This window comes from Cryobacterium sp. Y11 (assembly GCF_002929535.1).
Taxonomy (GTDB): domain Bacteria; phylum Actinomycetota; class Actinomycetes; order Actinomycetales; family Microbacteriaceae; genus Cryobacterium.
On record NZ_PJJO01000060.1, the window covers coordinates 93,549 to 110,345 of the forward strand.

Annotated in this window: 14 protein-coding genes and 1 riboswitch; of the genes, 6 read left to right on the forward strand and 8 right to left on the reverse strand. The window is 64.8% G+C overall.

From position 1 onward, the window contains the following. Positions 1–1,011 (forward strand): acetamidase/formamidase family protein, encoded by a 1,011-nt coding sequence (locus tag CXY75_RS15280; RefSeq protein ID WP_104083673.1) that lies wholly within the window; start codon positions 1–3, stop codon positions 1,009–1,011. A gap of 83 nt (positions 1,012–1,094) precedes the next feature. Here the strand turns inward: CXY75_RS15280 and CXY75_RS15285 are convergent, their stop codons facing one another. Continuing rightward, positions 1,095–2,393: a DUF445 domain-containing protein gene (locus CXY75_RS15285; protein ID WP_104083674.1), complete on the reverse strand. Its 1,299-nt coding sequence runs from the start codon at positions 2,391–2,393 to the stop codon at positions 1,095–1,097. Positions 2,394–2,572: 179 nt separating this feature from the next. Between CXY75_RS15285 and CXY75_RS15290 the strand changes: the two genes are divergently transcribed. Both CXY75_RS15290 and CXY75_RS15295 read left to right on the forward strand, forming a co-directional pair. Beyond that, positions 2,573–3,160: a DUF305 domain-containing protein gene (locus CXY75_RS15290; protein ID WP_104083675.1), complete on the forward strand. Its 588-nt coding sequence runs from the start codon at positions 2,573–2,575 to the stop codon at positions 3,158–3,160. Beyond that, positions 3,157–5,292: a heavy metal translocating P-type ATPase gene (locus CXY75_RS15295; RefSeq protein WP_104083676.1), complete on the forward strand. Its 2,136-nt coding sequence runs from the start codon at positions 3,157–3,159 to the stop codon at positions 5,290–5,292. The genes CXY75_RS15290 and CXY75_RS15295 overlap by 4 nt, the downstream gene beginning before the upstream one ends. 123 nt (positions 5,293–5,415) lie before the next feature. Here CXY75_RS15295 and CXY75_RS15300 read toward each other — a convergent pair whose 3' ends face one another. From CXY75_RS15300 to CXY75_RS15310, 3 genes are read right to left on the reverse strand one after another with little or no spacing between them, the layout of a single operon-like run. Then, positions 5,416–6,324 carry a DMT family transporter gene (locus CXY75_RS15300; protein ID WP_199182479.1) on the reverse strand — a complete coding sequence of 303 codons (909 nt, stop codon included), beginning with the start codon at positions 6,322–6,324 and terminating at the stop codon, positions 5,416–5,418. Position 6,325: 1 nt separating this feature from the next. Then, the gene (locus CXY75_RS15305; protein WP_104083677.1) at positions 6,326–7,291 is read right to left on the reverse strand and encodes an aldose 1-epimerase family protein; all 966 of its coding nucleotides are present in this window, start codon (positions 7,289–7,291) and stop codon (positions 6,326–6,328) included. A gap of 9 nt (positions 7,292–7,300) precedes the next feature. Further along, positions 7,301–8,164, reverse strand: a complete 864-nt coding sequence (locus tag CXY75_RS15310) for a DeoR/GlpR family DNA-binding transcription regulator (RefSeq protein ID WP_104083678.1) — start codon at positions 8,162–8,164, stop codon at positions 7,301–7,303. Between the two features lie 85 nt (positions 8,165–8,249). On the opposite strand from CXY75_RS15310, the gene galT reads away from it, so the two are divergent. Both galT and galK read left to right on the forward strand, forming a co-directional pair. Next, positions 8,250–9,422, forward strand: a complete 1,173-nt coding sequence (gene galT / locus CXY75_RS15315; RefSeq protein ID WP_104083679.1) for a galactose-1-phosphate uridylyltransferase — start codon at positions 8,250–8,252, stop codon at positions 9,420–9,422. Then, positions 9,419–10,603, forward strand: a complete 1,185-nt coding sequence (gene galK, locus CXY75_RS15320; protein ID WP_104083680.1) for a galactokinase — start codon at positions 9,419–9,421, stop codon at positions 10,601–10,603. Before galT ends, galK begins: the two co-directional genes overlap by 4 nt. A gap of 77 nt (positions 10,604–10,680) precedes the next feature. Here the strand turns inward: galK and CXY75_RS15325 are convergent, their stop codons facing one another. Beyond that, on the reverse strand, positions 10,681–10,842 hold the full coding sequence (locus tag CXY75_RS15325) for a methionine/alanine import family NSS transporter small subunit (protein WP_104083681.1): 162 nt from the start codon (positions 10,840–10,842) through the stop codon (positions 10,681–10,683). Continuing rightward, a complete protein-coding gene (locus CXY75_RS15330; RefSeq protein ID WP_104083682.1) occupies positions 10,839–12,518 on the reverse strand; it encodes a sodium-dependent transporter in 1,680 nt (559 codons plus the stop codon). Before CXY75_RS15330 ends, CXY75_RS15325 begins: the two co-directional genes overlap by 4 nt. 499 nt (positions 12,519–13,017) lie before the next feature. Between CXY75_RS15330 and CXY75_RS15335 the strand changes: the two genes are divergently transcribed. Then, positions 13,018–13,554: a gamma carbonic anhydrase family protein gene (locus CXY75_RS15335; RefSeq protein ID WP_104083683.1), complete on the forward strand. Its 537-nt coding sequence runs from the start codon at positions 13,018–13,020 to the stop codon at positions 13,552–13,554. Positions 13,555–13,834: 280 nt separating this feature from the next. Here the strand turns inward: CXY75_RS15335 and CXY75_RS15340 are convergent, their stop codons facing one another. Next, entirely contained in the window at positions 13,835–14,719 is an 885-nt protein-coding gene (locus tag CXY75_RS15340) for a bifunctional methylenetetrahydrofolate dehydrogenase/methenyltetrahydrofolate cyclohydrolase (RefSeq protein WP_104083912.1), read from the reverse strand. A 234-nt stretch (positions 14,720–14,953) separates the two neighbouring features. Beyond that, positions 14,954–16,246, reverse strand: coding sequence for a serine hydroxymethyltransferase (gene glyA, locus CXY75_RS15345; protein ID WP_104083684.1), 1,293 nt, complete (start codon positions 16,244–16,246; stop codon positions 14,954–14,956). A gap of 21 nt (positions 16,247–16,267) precedes the next feature. Continuing rightward, positions 16,268–16,356, reverse strand: a riboswitch (ZMP/ZTP riboswitch). Positions 16,357–16,797 lie beyond the last annotated feature (441 nt).

Consider the following 16,797-nt stretch of genomic DNA (forward strand, 5'->3'; position numbering starts at 1 on the left):
ATGGCAATACACCAGCTCATTCCGCTCCCCGAACAGTATTCCTATGTGTTCGGCGGGCGCGCCCCCCTGCTCAGCGTTCTCCCCGGCGACATCGTCGAGGTCAGCACGGAAGACTGCTTCGGCGGTCGGGTGACGAGCCCGCACGACATTCCCAGCCAGATCGTGCCGTTCAACGAGTTGAACCCCGTCTCCGGTCCGATCGAGGTGGTCGGGGCCGAGCCCGGTGACCTGTTGGCCGTACATTTCGTTTCGATCGTCCCGGCGCGCCAGTACGCCATTTCGAGCACCTTCCCGCTCTTCGGAGCGCTCTCGGCGACGCATGAAACGGCAATGCTGCACGAGCCGCTCGAGGAGCGGGTGTGGTTTTATGACATCGACTTGGAGGCCTGGACGGCCACTTTTCGCGCCACGAATTCGGATTACACCCTCGCCCTCCCGCTCGATCCCATGCACGGCACGGTGGGTGTTGCCCCGGCCGGCGGCGAGGTGCGACTGGTCGTGACCCCGTCCACCCACGGCGGAAACATGGATACGCCGGAGGCGAGGGCCGGCACGACGCTCTACCTTCCGGTTAACGTGGCCGGCGCGATGCTGTCGCTCGGAGATGGTCACGCCCGCCAGGGCGAGGGTGAAGTGTGTGGAACCGGGCTCGAATCGGCAATGAATTCCGTCATCGCCCTCGACCTGATCAAGGGTGGCGCCTCGGCCTGGCCCCGCCTCGAGAACGATGACTTCATCATGAGCACCGGTTCGGCTCGCCCCCTGGAGGACGCCTTTCGGATCAGTCAGAAAGACCTCGTGGGTTGGGCATCCGACCTGACCGGTCTTGACACCATGGATGCTTATCAGCTGGTCAGTCAGATGGGACTCGCGCCGGCCGCAAACGTGTGCGATCCCAGCTACACCATGGTGGCGAAGTTGCCCAAGTGGACCCTGAAGGACGCTCAGGCCTATGGCGGAGTCCATGGCCGGCTGCGCGCGCTGGCAGCGGAATATACCGCGTCTCGATAACCCGGCAGTGAGAGCGGGAAAAGTGTTGCTTTGGCTCATGCGAAGCAACACTTTTTCCGCTCTCGCGAGACGTGTTGGCGCAGCTACAGCAGCGCCGCCACCGTGTTCGCGAGGGTGAAAATCGCCAGGCCGGCGAGGGCGCCGACCACGGTTCCGTTGATGCGGATGAACTGCAGGTCGCGGCCCACCTGAAGCTCGATCTTCGCCGCCGTCTCCGCGGCGGGCCAGCGCTCAACGGTCTCGGTGATGACCCCGGCGATCTCGTGGCGATAGTTCGCCACGAGATAACTGGCCGTGTCGGCGAGCCAGCGGTCGATGCGCGCGCCGAGCGCGGCATCCGCTCTGAGGCGCTCGCCAATATCTTGCAGCGTCGAACGGATGCCCACCCGCAGCGCGCTCGTCGGGTCGCTGAGCGCGTCGACGAGCGAAGCCTTGACCGCCTCCCAGGTGTCGCCGGCGAACTCACGCAGCTTGGCGTTGTCGAGCACCTCGGCCTTGAACGTTTCGACCCTGGCAATCATGGCTGGCTCATATTGCAGATCATGCATGACCTCGCTGAGGTAGTCGTCGAGGGCCTGTCGAACCGGATGCTGCCGGTCTTGACGTGCCGCCGCGACAAAGGCGAGCACCTCGCGGTAGGCCTTGTCGTCGACGAGTTTGTCGACGAAGCCGGGCAACCAGCTCGGCAGCCGCTGCGACACCACGCGGCCAAACGCCCCCGGGTGAGCGCGCAACCAACCGTCTGCCCGGTCCAGCAGCAGGTCGACCGCCGCGTGCTGCTGCCCGCTCGTGACCAGACGCTCCCCGACCCGGCCGAGGCTCGGTCCCCACTCGGGCTTGACCAGGTGTTCGCGGGCGACGGATTCGATGAGGTCTTTAATGGCGTCATCGCCGAGCAGGCTGAGCATGCCCTGGCCGGCGACGGCGAACTCCTCGGTAAGTTTCTCCGCGTTGGATTTTTCAGCGTCGGCGTCGGTGCTGAGCCAGGCTCCCAGGCGGCGGGAAGGCTGGACCGATTCGAGCTTGCCGCGAATAACTGCCTCGGAGAGAAAGTTAATCTCAACGAATTCGCCGAGACTTGCGCCGATCTCATCCTTGCGGTTCGCGATGATATTGGTGTGCGGAATGCGCAGGCCGAGCGGGTACCGAAACAGGGCGGTCACGGCGAACCAGTCCGCGATGGCGCCAACCATGCCGCCTTCGGCGGCGGCGCGCACGTAGTCGAGCCAGGGGTAACGGCCTTGCAGGGCGAAGGAGACCGTGAAAATGACAGCCATCAGTGCGAGCAGCCCGGCCGCGAGCCGCTTCATGCTGGTGAGCGCAGCGCGGCGGGCGGCGTCCTGCTGGGATTCGGCAGCGGGTGCTGTTTCGATCTGTGCCATTCCTCAACCCTGCCCGATTGCGCGGCCGTGCGCACGCATTTTTGCGCGTGTTCCGCTCAGATTGTATACTCTATGGGGGTATGTGGTTTGTTGTCGCCGCCGACTCGCCGATCGGCCAGCCGTTGTGCGGTAACCGTCGCAGGTAGAACCAGGTGTTTTGATTTGGAATGGATTGAACCATGAACACAGCACGAGCATCCTTCGTGGCCGTCATCGCACTCGCGACGGCCCTTGCCCTGAGCGCCTGCTCTGGCGGCCCCGGCAGCTCTGGCGGCTCGCCAGCGAGTGAATCGCCAGCGGCATCCGCTGTCAATAGTGATGACGTGATGTTTGCGCAGCTGATGATTCCGCACCACGACCAGGCTGTCGAGATGAGCGATGACCTGCTCGCCAAGGACGGCGTCGACCCGGCCATCGTCGATCTCGCGACGCAGATCAGGGCCGCGCAGGCGCCCGAGATTACGACTTTGCGGGGCTGGCTTAGCGATTGGGACGCCACGGACGACGGCATAGGCGGTATGGATCACGGTTCGGGCGGCATGATGTCGGACGACGACATGATGAAGCTGCGGGACGCGGCGGGAGCGGATGCCGGCCCGCTGTTCCTAACCCAAATGATCATGCATCACGAGGGTGCGATCGTGATGGCCAAGGCCGAGCTGAGCGACGGCAAGAACGCCGACGCGCTCGCCCTGGCCGAGACGATCGTCAGTTCGCAAAGCAGCGAGATCGCCGTGATGAACGACCTGCTGGCGAGCACCGAATGACGATGGATCACGGGGCTATGAACCACGGCGCCATGCATCACGGGTCGATGAACCACGGCGGCATGAACCACGGCGACCACGTCGGGCAGTTTCGGCGCCTGTTCTGGACCATGCTGGTGATCGCGGTGCCCGTCGTGGGGTTCAGCCACATGTTCGGGCAGCTCGTCGGGTACACGCTGCCCGATTTCGTGGGCAGTGCCTGGATCTCCCCCGTGCTCGGCACCGTGATGTACGTCTGGGGCGGTCGTCCCTTCCTGACCGGGGCCGTGTCAGAGCTAAAGACCCGCAAGCCGGGCATGATGCTGCTGATCGCCCTCGCGATCACGGTCGCGTTCCTCGCGTCCTGGGGCGCCAGCCTCGGACTGATCGACGCCGAGCTCGATTTTTGGTGGGAACTCGCGCTGCTGATCGTGATCATGTTGCTCGGGCACTGGATCGAAATGCGCTCGCTCGCGCAGACATCCACTGCCCTGGAATCGCTCGCAGCACTGCTGCCGGATGAGGCCGAACGAGTCGAGGGAGAGTCGATTGTGGTCGTCTCGCCGAGCGATTTGGTGCTCGGCGACCTTGTGGTGGTGCGGCCCGGTGGGCGCGTTCCGGCCGACGGGGAAGTCACCGAGGGCACCGCCGACGTCGACGAATCGATGATCACCGGCGAATCGCGGCCGGTTCAGCGCACCCGCGGTGACCAGGTCGTTGCCGGCACGGTCGCGACCGATTCCGCTCTGCGTGTGCGCGTGACCGCTGTCGGGGACGACACCGCGCTGGCCGGAATTCAGCGGCTCGTCACCGAGGCGCAAAACTCCTCGTCCCGGGCGCAGCGCATCGCCGACAAGGCCGCCGGCTGGCTATTCTGGTTCGCGCTCGGCTCCGGTGTGCTGACCGCGATCGTGTGGACCCTGCTCGGCCAGCCGCAGGATGCCGTGGTGCGCACGATCACCGTGCTGGTGATCGCCTGCCCGCACGCCCTCGGACTGGCGATTCCACTGGTGGTGTCGATCGCGACCGAACGCGCAGCGAAGGGCGGCGTGCTGATCAAGGATCGCCTCGCCCTCGAAAGCATGCGCCAGGTCACCTCGGTCTTGTTTGACAAAACCGGCACGCTCACCAAGGGCGAGCCGACCGTCAGTCACGTTGCCGTCGCCGCCCCAGTGAATGCTGCGGCGAGCGCCGCGAACGCTGCTCCGGCCGGCGCCCCTCAAGCTGGCCCGGTTGCGGCCGGACCTTCGGCTTCGGCGCCGCTCACTGCGGACCAGATTCTCGCCTGGGCGGCAGCGGTGGAAGGTGACAGTGAGCATCCGCTTGCCCGCGCCATCGTGACGGCCGCGCGGGGCCGCGCGCTAACCGTGCCGCGGGCGAGCGAGTTTAAGACTGCTGCGGCGGTCGGCGTGACCGGTCTGGTCGACGGGCACAGCGTGAGCGTCGGCGGGCCGAGCATGCTCGACGAGCACGGGACGCAGCCCTTGGCTGAGACCATCGCCTGGCAGAGTCAGGGCGCGATCATTCTGCACGTGCTGCGGGACGGCGAGGTGATCGGCGCGATCGGCCTGGCCGATGAGATTCGCGAGGAATCGCGGCAAGCCGTCGACGCCCTGCACCGGCGCGGTATCGAGGTGGTCATGATCACCGGCGACGCCGAGGCGGTGGCTCAATCGGTAGCGGCGGAGCTCGGCATTGACCGGGTGTTCGCCGGCGTGCACCCGGAAGACAAGGCGCGCAAGGTCGCCGAACTGCAGCACGAAGGCCGCCGCGTGGCGATGGTCGGCGACGGAGTCAACGACGCCCCGGCGCTGGCCCAGGCCGATGTCGGCATCGCAATCGGTGCCGGTACCGACGTGGCCATCGCGTCGGCCGGCGTGATCCTCGCCAGCGACGACCCGCGGTCGGTGCTTTCGGTGATCGAGCTTTCCCGGGCGAGCTACCGCAAGATGAGACAGAACCTGTGGTGGGCGGCTGGCTACAACCTCCTGTCCGTTCCGCTCGCTGCCGGGGTGCTCGCTCCGATCGGATTTATACTGCCGATGGAGATCGGTGCGCTACTCATGTCGGTGTCCACCGTGGTCGTCGCCCTGAACGCGCAGCTGCTGCGGCGCCTCGACCTGCGACCGGAGTCGAGTGTGCGCGAGCCTTGAGTTCGTGCGCCGAGGTGTGAGTCTCACACGCCGAGCCGTGAGTCTGCGCCCAATCCAACGATTCAGCGCCCCGAAACTCACGGCTCGGCGCAGCGCGGGATGCTGACCTACCCAAACGGATGCTCAGCGCACGTTCAAACGGTGACCGGCCTCGATGCGCTGGCCCCAGAAGGTACCCGCCACAATGAGGATCGCCCCAACGGCCCCGATCAATCCGAGCGCCTCACTGCCCAGCGACACCCCCACGAGCACAGCCCAGATCGGTTCGGTACCCATGAGCAGGCTCGACCGGGCCGCCGAGGTGCGGCGAATCGCCCACATCTGCGCCAAAAACGCGAACACGCTACAGGCCAGACCGAGGTAGAGCACGCCGATCCATTCGGCCAGATTGAACGTCGTGACGGCCAGGGCGAGACCGGGAACATCCAACGCGGTGAAGACAACCGCCCCGACGAGCGCCTGCAGAAGGGTGAGCGTGATGGTGCTGTCGCTGCGACCGCGAGTGAGGTGGCCCATCATGGTCACGTGCAGGGAGCGCACGAGCGCCGCTGCCAGAATCAGCAGGTCACCCACGTTGGGCTCGGCGAATCCGTTGCCAGAGACAAGCAGGGCGACTCCGACCACCGCGAGCACCGCGGCCACGAAAAACGGGCGCGGCAGCCAGCGCCGGGCCGCAACCGATTCGAGCACCGGAGTGACAATGATGGTGAGACTGATGATGAGCCCGGCATTCGTGGCCGAGGTGAACGCCACGCCCTGAGTTTCGAGCCAGAGAATGCTCGCCTGGGTCACCCCGAGGAGCAACCCAAGCCCGAGCGCCCGCCGGGTAGGAAGCCGTTCGTGCCGCACCAGCCACACGATCAGCAGGGCAACAGCGGCAACCAGAAAACGCAGCGCGAGCACGGCCGACACGCTCGCCTGCTCGGTAAGCACCTTCGCGCTCAGGTAACTGCCGCCCCACACCGCGGCAACGAGAAGTAGCACGAGGTCGACCCGGGAGCGTGCGAGGGCGCGCGGCAGGGGAATAATCAACCTAGGACTGGCTGTGTGAGTCGAAGCCGGCGTGACGGATGCCCCAGCGCACGACCCACTGCCCGCCCGGCTCTAGCCAGTGCAGGCCAGCGCCGGAGTTGAACGCATCGGCCGGTGCCGTCATGGGTTCGATCGCGATCGCCTGGCCGGCAATCTCCTGGCCGCCCATCGGCTCCACGCCGGCGGCGCTCACCGGAAAGATGCGCGGCGTGAACACCTGCACGTAGCGCATGTTCTCATCGCCCCACAGGGTGACCCTCCGGCCATCCGGTGCGGTGAGGGTATGTTCGGCCTTTATACCGACCCCGCCGAAGCCGTCATCAAGGTCGAGCTCGCCGATAGTCACGCCCGCGCGCAGATCAAACCGGGTGCCGTCGACGGGGGTTTCGCCGAGCGGGTTGAGACGGTCGTCCACGTCAATGTGGGTCGCGGCATCCACTCGCACTGTGAGGTCACCGGTCGGTAGGTCGCCGATTTTCAGATACGGATGCGCCCCCACGGCTACCGGCGCCGCCTCGGAACCGACGTTGTGCAGCCGGTGCGTCACGTTTAAGCCGTCGTCGGTGAGGGCGTAAGTCACCTCGGTGTCGAGGTGAAACGGGTAGCCGGACTGCGGAAAGACGGTCGCGGCCAGGGTCACCGATGGAGCGGTGCGGGAAATTTCACGATAGGGAGCAAAACGCAGCAGCCCGTGAATGGCGTTCCGGCGGGCTGGCTCGGTGACCGCGAGCTGGCGGGTCACGCCATTCTGAGTCCACCTGCCATCGCGAATGCGGTTAGGCCAGGGAACGAGCACGATTCCCGCCGCCATCGGCGGCTGCGATGCTTCGGGAAACGTCTCGACCAGGTCTATGCCGTTTACGGAATATACCCGGAGACCGGCCGCCACCTCGGTCACGACCGCGCGGGCTGTTCCGCGTGGTGTCTGCAAGGTCAGATCGTATTGGATTCCGGTGGGTGGGCGCATCCGTTCAGCCTAGGGCCGCTGGGTCGTTTCTGGCGCAGTGCGCGGGAGTAAGACGGTGAGCCCGGTTTCCCGAAGCGAATCCAACGTGGCCGGATCGGCGGCGGCATCCGTGATGAGCGTGTGGAAGGCGCTCAGCGGACCTACCCGGCCGAGGTGCACCTGACCCAGCTTGGAACGATCTGCCACAACAATCACGCATTCCGCCGCGGCGAGCATAAGCGCCTTGACTGACGCCTCAGGCAGGTTGATATTGGTGACGCCGCCGGCACTATCGACGCCGTTGCAGCCGATGAAAACGAAGTCGGCGTGAATCTGGCTCAATACCATTCCGGCGAGCGGCTCGACCAGGGAATGCTGCAGTGGCCGCAGCGTGCCTCCCGTGACGATGACGGTGAATCGGGGGATGGCCTGTTCCAGTTCCAGGGCGATGCTGAGACCGTTGGTGATGATGACGACGTCATGAAGGTCGGTCCTGGCGCAGAGCGCGCGCGCGATCGCGTGGGTTGTCGTTCCCACGTCAAGAATTACGCTCTGTCCACTCTGCACGAGCCCCGCCGCGACCTGGGCTATTTGTTGCTTGGGAACAACGGATGCTTCCAGCGCCTGCTCGAATGAGGGCTCGCGTTCCGCCCCGGTACCGTCACCCGGGGGCTGCGCCGGCACGGCGCCGCCGTGCACGCGCCGCACGGCACCCTGCAGTTCGAGGGCATCGAGGTCGGCCCTGGCCGTCACTCCGGAAATGCCAAAGGCGCTGCGCAACTCGCTCACTCGCACAAACCCGCGTTCCTCAACGAGCTGCTGCGCCTGCTCACGGCGAACGTGAGCGGGAAGTGGATCGGGAAGCTGGCTGCGCGTTGGTTCAATCGCGTTCATCAGACCAGTATCACTTGCTTTCTTTTGGTTTTCAATACATAAATGAATGGTTTCGTTTGCGCAAATTTGCTAACGTGGCAGTGCCATGACATCTGCAGACACCCGCCGCCCCCATTTTGTCGCCGACGACACGATCGCGCGTCAGTCCAGCACCCTCGCCGACGGACGCGACCTGGTGTATTTCGACGACCCCGACACCGCGCTGCCGCCCGAACGCGCCCCCGACCTGCGTGAACCCGCCGAACGAGCGACCACCGCGACCATGCGTCAGGACCCCCTTACCGGGGAATGGGTCTCGATCGCGGCCAACCGTCAAAACCGCGTCTTCTTGCCGCCAGCCACGCAAGACCCGCTCGCACCGCAATCTCCCGGCAACGCCTCCGAGATTCCAAGCAATTACGACGTGGCCGTGTTCGAGAACAAGTCACCGTCCTTTGGTCCGCTGCTGGCGGATGCTCCGGTCGACCTGGCCGACCTCAACACCATCGGCATCGGTCGCACCCGCCCGTCCGTTGGCCGCTGCGAAGTGGTGTGCTTCAGCCCCGAAAATGAAGGATCATTCGCGAGCCTATCTGTGACTCGAGCGCGAACCGTCATCGAAGCCTGGGCCGAACGCACCCATGTGTTGTCGCAATTGCCGGGTGTTGAACAAGTATTCCCGTTTGAGAATAGAGGCGAACAGATCGGGGTGACCCTGCGGCATCCGCACGGTCAGATCTACTCCTACCCCTATGTCACACCGCGCACGCAGCGCCTCGTCGACTCACTCGAGCGCTATGGACCGACCCTGTTTGCCGACATCCTGGCCAGCGAACAAGCCAGTGACCGGGTAATTCTTCGCGGCGAGCACTGGAGTGCGTTCGTGCCGTTTGCCGCACGCTGGCCCATCGAAGTACACATGCTGCCGCACCGTCAGGTACCCGACTTCGCCGAAACCACCCTGGTCGAACGCGACGAATTGGCCGTGTTGTACCGACGGCTACTGCGCGGCATCGACGCGATTTACACGACGCCCACTCCCTATATCGCTGCCTGGCATCAGGCCCCCGTGCGGAAACATCGGGCGGACATCCGTTTGATGTTGCAGGTGACCAGCCCCAGACGTGCCGAGGACAAACTAAAGTTCCTGGCCGGGTCGGAGGCCGCCATGGGCGCCTGGATCGGCGACGTCACTCCAGAGGATGCTGCCGCCACAATTCGCACTGCCGTCGCGCGCGCCGCCGAGGCAGACTCCGCCACCGCGGGCACGCCCTCATGACCGCGGCCATCAGCGCCCTGGAGCGCGCAGCCCAGGCTGGCTTTGCCAGTCGCTTCGATCACGGCGCGATGGGCCTGTGGTCGGCGCCCGGCCGGGTGAACCTGATCGGTGAGCACACCGATTACAACGACGGCTTCGTGCTGCCGTTGGCCATCGACCGGCGCACGGTCGTTGCGCTGGCCACCCGCAACGATCGGATTATTCGCGTGGCGAGTTCCTTCGCGAGCGAGACCGTCGAGGTTTCACTCGACGAGTTGGTTCCCGAAAACCTCGACGGCTGGTCAGCCTACCCGCTCGGCGTGGCGTGGGCCTTAGGGCAGTTCGGAGCGGACCTGTCAGCCGTGCCCGGGTTCGAGATCTACGTCGACTCCAACGTTCCGGTGGGTGCCGGGCTGTCTTCGTCGGCAGCGCTGGAGAGCGCCGTCGCTGTCGCCCTCAACGACGTGTGGGGTCTGAAACTCGATCGATTGACCCTGGCCCGGGTTGGCCAGCTCGCCGAGAACCGCGTCGTCGGTGCCCCGACCGGCATCATGGACCAGTCGGCATCGCTGCTCGGCCGCACCGACGCGGTGGTCTTTCTGGACTGCCGGAGCCTTTCGGCCGAGGTCATCCCACTCGGACTCAACCCGGCCGGCCTCGAGCTACTCATCATCGACACCCGGGTGAGCCACTCACACGCGACAGGCGGTTACGCCGCACGCCGGGCATCCTGTGAGGCTGGCGCCCACACGATGGGGGTGCCGGCACTGCGCGATCTCAGTGTCGACGATCTCCCGCGCGCGCAGGCGCTTCTCGACGACGAGACCTTTCGCCGGGTGCGTCACATCGTGACCGAGAACCAACGAGTGCTGGACACCGTGCAGACCCTGCGGGGCAGCGGATGCGCCGCGATCGGGGCCCTGCTCGATGCCTCGCACCGCTCGATGCGCGACGACTTCGAGATTTCAGCCCCGGAGCTGGACCTCGCCGTGGTCACCGCGCGCGCGGCCGGCGCGATCGGTGCGCGCATGACCGGTGGCGGATTCGGGGGCGCAGCCATCGCCCTGACCCCGACCGAGCTCGTGCCAGCCGTACAAGCCGCCGTACTGGCGGCCTTCGCCACACACGGCTTTGCCACACCCGACTTGTTCGTGGTGCACGCTGCCGATGGGGCAACCCACGACGCGGACGGAGAACACTGAACCGTAACCAGCACGAGCCACATCTGCCCATCGACCTCAGCCGCGGGCGAACCAACCTCACTCTGCTGGTCACTGAACTATCGTAGCGGCGGCACGGATTCGCCTCCCTGAGCAACGACGTCGGCTTCCTCGTCGTCGATGGCTTCAGGATGCCACTTGAGATTGAGCAGGGCCAAACCTAGCCCTCCCCAAACGGCTAACAGAGCGATGATCATCATGACGATCGCGGCGGCGCTCATTGGCTCCTCCTTTCCCCGTCGCCGGGCACGGATGCCGATGCGGCCGTTCCGGGCAGAACGGCCCGGTCCCCCGTAGTCTTATCCGTGGTGGCTATATTCGCATCGAGTTCGGCGTCCAGGATCGGTCCATGGATATTTTCGTCATGAATGGCGGATCGGTGGCTCCACGGGATCTTGGAGAGCAGGTAGGCGATCAACACCAGGGCGATCACCATTCCCCAGCCGAAGATGCCGACAAACCAGCCCGGCAAGCCGCCGTAGCCCTCGCTAATCCTGGTCGTGAGGGTGTCGATCAGGATGTAGCCCAGGACAACCGGAGTGACGCCGCCGATGAAAATCTGCCAGCTACGGCCCAGCCTAATCGAGGACGTTGCATTGACGTGTTCGCGCAGCCGGGGAAGTGCGCTGAACCCAGCGGACATCGCCACCACGGCGACCAGTGCGACGGCCACAATTCCGAAGCTATTGACAAAGGCATCGGTCACATCGAGCAGGTTCAGACCCGTCGTCGTCGGAAACAGCAGAATAGATATCAGGGCCAACGGGATGCCGACCACCAGCGTTGAACGCGCCCGAGACCAGCTCGACTTGTCCTGGACGGCGGCAATGATCACTTCGACGATGCTGATCAGCGACGTTAGACCGGCGAACACGAGCGAACCAAAGAACAGTACCCCCAAAAGTACGCCAGCCGGAGCCTGCGCAATGATGGTCGGGAACGCAATGAATGCCAATCCGATACCGCTGACGGCGACTTCATCTACGCCAACACCGCTCGCTGCGGCCATGAATCCCAAGGCAGCAAAGACCCCGATGCCGGCGAGTATCTCGAAGCCGGAGTTGGCGAAGCCAACGACGAATCCCGAACCGGTCAGATCGGTTTTTCGCCGCAGGTAGGAGGAATACGTGATCATGATCCCAAAGCCCACCGACAGCGAGAAGAAGATCTGCCCATAGGCAGCCACCCAGATAGAACTGTCACCGAGCCGGGTCCAGTCCGGCGTGAACAACGCGTCCAGCCCGGTCCATGCACCCTCAAGGAACAGCGCCTGGACAACCAGAATGATGAACATGATCAGCAGCAGTGGTATGAATACGACGGCGGTACGGGCAATCCCCTTTTGCACGCCCAATGCCAGGATGGTGATAACCACGCCCCAGACGAGAATCAGCGGAATGAGTACGGACGGCACAAAGTCAAAGCCCACGTTCACCTGATCGCTGACCTGAAGGAACTCGCCGGTAAAGAAGCCAGCGGCATCATCGCCCCACGCTGTCGTGAAGGAAAATATGACGTACATGCCGGCCCATGCAATGATCACCGCATAATAGACGGCAATGACGAAACAGATCCCCACTTGCCACCAGCCAATGGCTTCAGCTTTGGGATGCAACCGCCGGAGGGCCAACGGAGGCGACCCACGAAATCGGTGCCCGACGGCATAATCAAGAAAGAGCAGTGGTATTCCGGCAGTGAGCAAGGCGATCAGGTATGGGATCATGAACGCCCCGCCACCGTTTTCATAGGCAACGTAGGGGAAGCGCCAGATATTGCCGAGTCCCACGGCAGACCCGATGGCGGCGAGAATAAACACTTTCCGCCCGGACCACATCTCACGCTGCGGCCGAGCGCTCACGTTCAATAGTGGATGCCGTAGCTTACCTGATGTACTCATCAATAGTGGTCCTCGCCATAGGTGCTGCTGGAACGCAACCATCCTCACGGTATTGCCGACCGAGGAATCATGTCAAGGTAAGCCTTTGGATTGATTCGCAGAAAAATTTGATTTCCGCCCGAATGCATGGCCACCCCAGCCTTCGAGTAAAAAGCTTTTCATCAGGCTTTTAGCCGACCGACACTCGCGGTCGTCGTCCCAGGCGCGGTGCCCTCTGGCCGCGTTCTCTGATCGGCGCGACCGTACTGGCACCATGTTTCACTCGGATACTGCCGGCGGCTCCGTTTCGCGCGCGCTGAATTACCTCGCACAGGACGCTCAGGCGGGTAGCTATGGAAAGGTCATGGCCGATACTCTCAGAGCATGGCGGCTGCCGGTCTGAAGCATTGTGGCTTTGTCCATCACCGAGGCTGACGGGTGGTTCGGTCACGAGCTAGTAGCGACTTCCCGGGGCTCGGCAGCGCATGGGCCTCGGAACAGCCCGGCTAGGCTGGCGCGTATGACTGTTGAGCGCGCCGCCCGAATCATTGCCCTGCCGAACACGCCGGCTCCGAGCATCGCCGATACCGCGTTCGTCGCTCCCGGCGCCGTGATCGTTGGCAATGTCACCCTGGCCGACCGGGCAAGCGTCTGGTACAACTCTGTGCTGCGCGCCGAGCTGGAGCCGATCACGATCGGGGCCGGTTCGAATCTACAAGACAACGTCTCCTGCCACGTCGACACCGACTTCCCACTCACGCTCGGTACCGGCGTCTCGGTCGGGCACGGCGCGGTGCTGCACGGCTGCACGATTGAAGACAATGTGCTGGTCGGAATGGCGGCGACCATCCTGAACGGCGCCGTCATCGGCACCGGCTCCCTCGTCGCCGCCGGAGCCGTCGTGCTCGGCGGCACCGTCGTACCACCGGGCTCGCTCGTGGCCGGCGTGCCAGCCAAGGTTCGCCGTGCGCTGACCGACGACGAGATCGACAGCATCCGTCACAATGCTCAGAACTATCTGGAGCACACCGAACTGCACCGCTCCGCGCTCGCCTAGCCCTGGGGCCGCAGACGTTCCTGGTCAGCCGAGCGAGTCATCCGCAGGGCTAATTCAGGACATCGACGGCACCTCGTGCCCCGTACGCGCGAATTGGTGCGGGTAGGCTCACGGCTGCGGAACGGATTTCCTGACTTAGCAACCAGAAACCTCGGGTCGTATTGCGGGCCGACCGTCACCTCAATACCGGTGGGGTCGTTCGTAACCGCGCAGATTCCCGTTCGTAGTCGAGGAGAGAGCGTGGGCTAATCGCGTCGAAATCTCCGCAGTTATGCCGGCGCTACGGCAGTAGGGACTGCTCTGCAGCCTTGACCACGTTGGAGAGCAGCATGGCGCGGGTCATCGGGCCGACGCCGCGCGGGTTCGGCGAGAGATGTCCGGCGACCGTGGCGACGTCGGGGTGCACATCTCCGGTCAGCCGCCCCTTGCCGGTCGTCGGGTCCTGCACGCGGGTGATTCCCACGTCGAGCACGGCGGCGCCCGGCTTGATCCAGTCGGCCTGAATCAGGTGCGGCACCCCAACAGCGGCCACGACGATATCGGCGCGGCGCACTTCGACGGCGAGGTCGACCGTGCGGGAGTGGGTCAGGGTGACGGTCGCATCGAGGCCCTTGCGGGTGAACAGCAGGCCGAGCGGGCGGCCGACGGTGAGGCCACGGCCGACCACGACGACCTTCTTGCCCACGATCGGCACGTCATAGCGACGCAGCAACTCGACGATTCCGGCCGGGGTGCAGGGCAGCGGTGAGCGCAGTTCGCCCTCGATGCCGAGCACGAGACGGCCGAGGTTGGTCGGGTGCAGGCCGTCGGCATCCTTCGACGGGTCGATCAGTTCGAGCATCGCGTTCTCGTTGTGGCCAACCGGAAGCGGGAGCTGGATAATATAGCCGGTCACCTCACGGTTGTTGTTGAGGTCGTTGATCGCGGCGCGCACGTCGGCGCTGGTGGCCGAGGCGGGCAGGTCGATGCGCAGCGATTCGATGCCGACCTCGGCACAGTCGCGGTGCTTGCCGGCGACGTAGGTCTCGGAGCCGGGGTCGTTGCCGACGAGCAGGGTCGCGAGGCCCGGCACGACGCCGTGCGCGCGCAGGGCAGCGATGCGGCCGCGCAGTTCGCTCTTGATGTCGGACGCGGTCTTGACCCCGTCGAGTGTGATTGCCGTCATCATGGTTCCCTACTGTTGTCGATCGGTTCAGTTCACTCGGACGGGGCCCAGGCCCGGGCCGCAGGCCCAGGTTATAACCCGGGCCCAGGGACGGGGCCCAGGCCCCGTCCAGCAGTCATGACTGGTGCGTGCGCGGGTTAGGCGCAACCACGCGCGAACGGATGCCGCTGGCCGAGCCGGCTGGCGGCATCCGTTCTTGGCGTCGTTACGACGTACCGCCACTCGTGCAGGCTGCTACTGCTCCAGCCCGGAGTACAGCGGGAATGCCTGGGTGAGGGCGCCGACGCGGGTGCGGAGCGCTGCGATGTCGGCACCGGGCTTGAGGGCCTCGGCGATGACGTCGGCGACCTCGGTGAATTCCACGTCGCCAAAGCCGCGGGTGGCCAGGGCCGGCGTGCCGATGCGCAGGCCTGAGGTGACCATCGGCGGGCGCGGGTCGAACGGAACCGCGTTGCGGTTCACGGTGATGCCGACCTCGTGCAGGGCATCCTCGGCCTGTTGGCCGTTGATCTCGGAATGGCGCAGGTCGGCGAGCACGAGGTGCACGTCGGTTCCGCCGGTGAGCACGTCAATGCCGTGCTCGCGCGAGTCGTCAGCGGTCAGGCGGTCGGCGAGGATGCTGGCACCGCGCAGGGTACGCTCCTGACGTTCCTTGAACTCGGGCTCGCCGGCGAGCTTGAACGCGGTAGCCTTGGCGGCGATCACGTGCATCAACGGGCCGCCCTGCTGGCCGGGAAAGACGTTGGAGTTGAGCTTCTTGGCCAGGGCCATGTCGCGCGAGACGATGAAACCAGAGCGCGGGCCGGCCAGGGTCTTGTGCACGGTGCTCGACACGACGTCGGCGTACGGCACGGGCGAGGGGTGGAGGCCTGCGGCGACGAGTCCGGCGAAGTGAGCCATGTCGACCCAGAGCAGCGCGCCGACCTCGTCGGCGATGGCACGGAAGGCTTCGAAGTCGAGGTGGCGAGGGTAGGCCGACCAGCCGGCGATGATGACCTTCGGCTTGTGCTCGATGGCCTTGTCACGCACGACGTTCATGTCGACTCGGAAGGTCTCGGGGTCGACGCCGTAGGCGACCGGGTTGTACAGCTTGCCCGAGAAGTTCAGCTTCATGCCATGGGTGAGGTGGCCGCCGTGGGACAGCTCGAGACCGAGGATGGTGTCGCCGGGGGTGGCAATGGCGGAGAGCACCGCGGCGTTCGCGGTAGCGCCGGAGTGCGGCTGCACGTTCGCGTATGCGGCTCCGAACAGGCTCTTGGCGCGGTCGATGGCGAGCTGCTCTGCGACGTCGACGTACTCGCAGCCGCCGTAGTAGCGGCGCCCCGGGTAGCCCTCGGCGTACTTATTGGTGAGCACGGAGCCCTGCGACTGCAGCACGGCGCGCGGAACAAAGTTCTCGCTCGCGATCATTTCGAGATAGTCGCGCTGGCGGCCGAGCTCCTGCTCCAGCACGGCGGCAATCTCGGGGTCAACAACCGCGAGCGGTTCGTTGAAGGTCGACTTCACAGTAGTAGCGGAATCAGGCACGGAGTTCTCCTTATGTTTGGATGTTGCGGCCCAGGCGTGCGGCCACTAACCGTGTCAGTCGCTCCCCGATGGTGACCCATCTTCGTGCTACGCCAGTTGCGACTCGATCAGCCTATCAGCGGATGCCGGCGCCCGCTTCTATTTAGACCGTGCCCAGCCCCGTCGTGGTCAGCGAGTCCGTCAATATGAGCGTCACCGTAGTCGTCCAAATCCAGCAGCTCACTGAGCATGACCGAAACCGTCGTGGACATGCTGGCGTAGAACACGATCCCATCGCGACGGTATTCGTGCTGATGACCCCTTACCTTGTGTTAATCCTGCGATTCACAGGCCGAAATCTGCCGCAAATCCTGAGCCTGGTCTGGCACGCTCAAATGGTGGCGTCGACCCGGTGCTGCAGACAGTCAGGAATGCTTGCGATGACGAATCTTCGCAGTTGAAATAAATTCGCTTCTGGCGACAGTACCCGTCCTGGAACATTTTACGGATCCGCCTTTCTGAGTGGACCTCACGCCGTTGCCCGATCTCATATCCTGGAGTGTTCTTGCGTA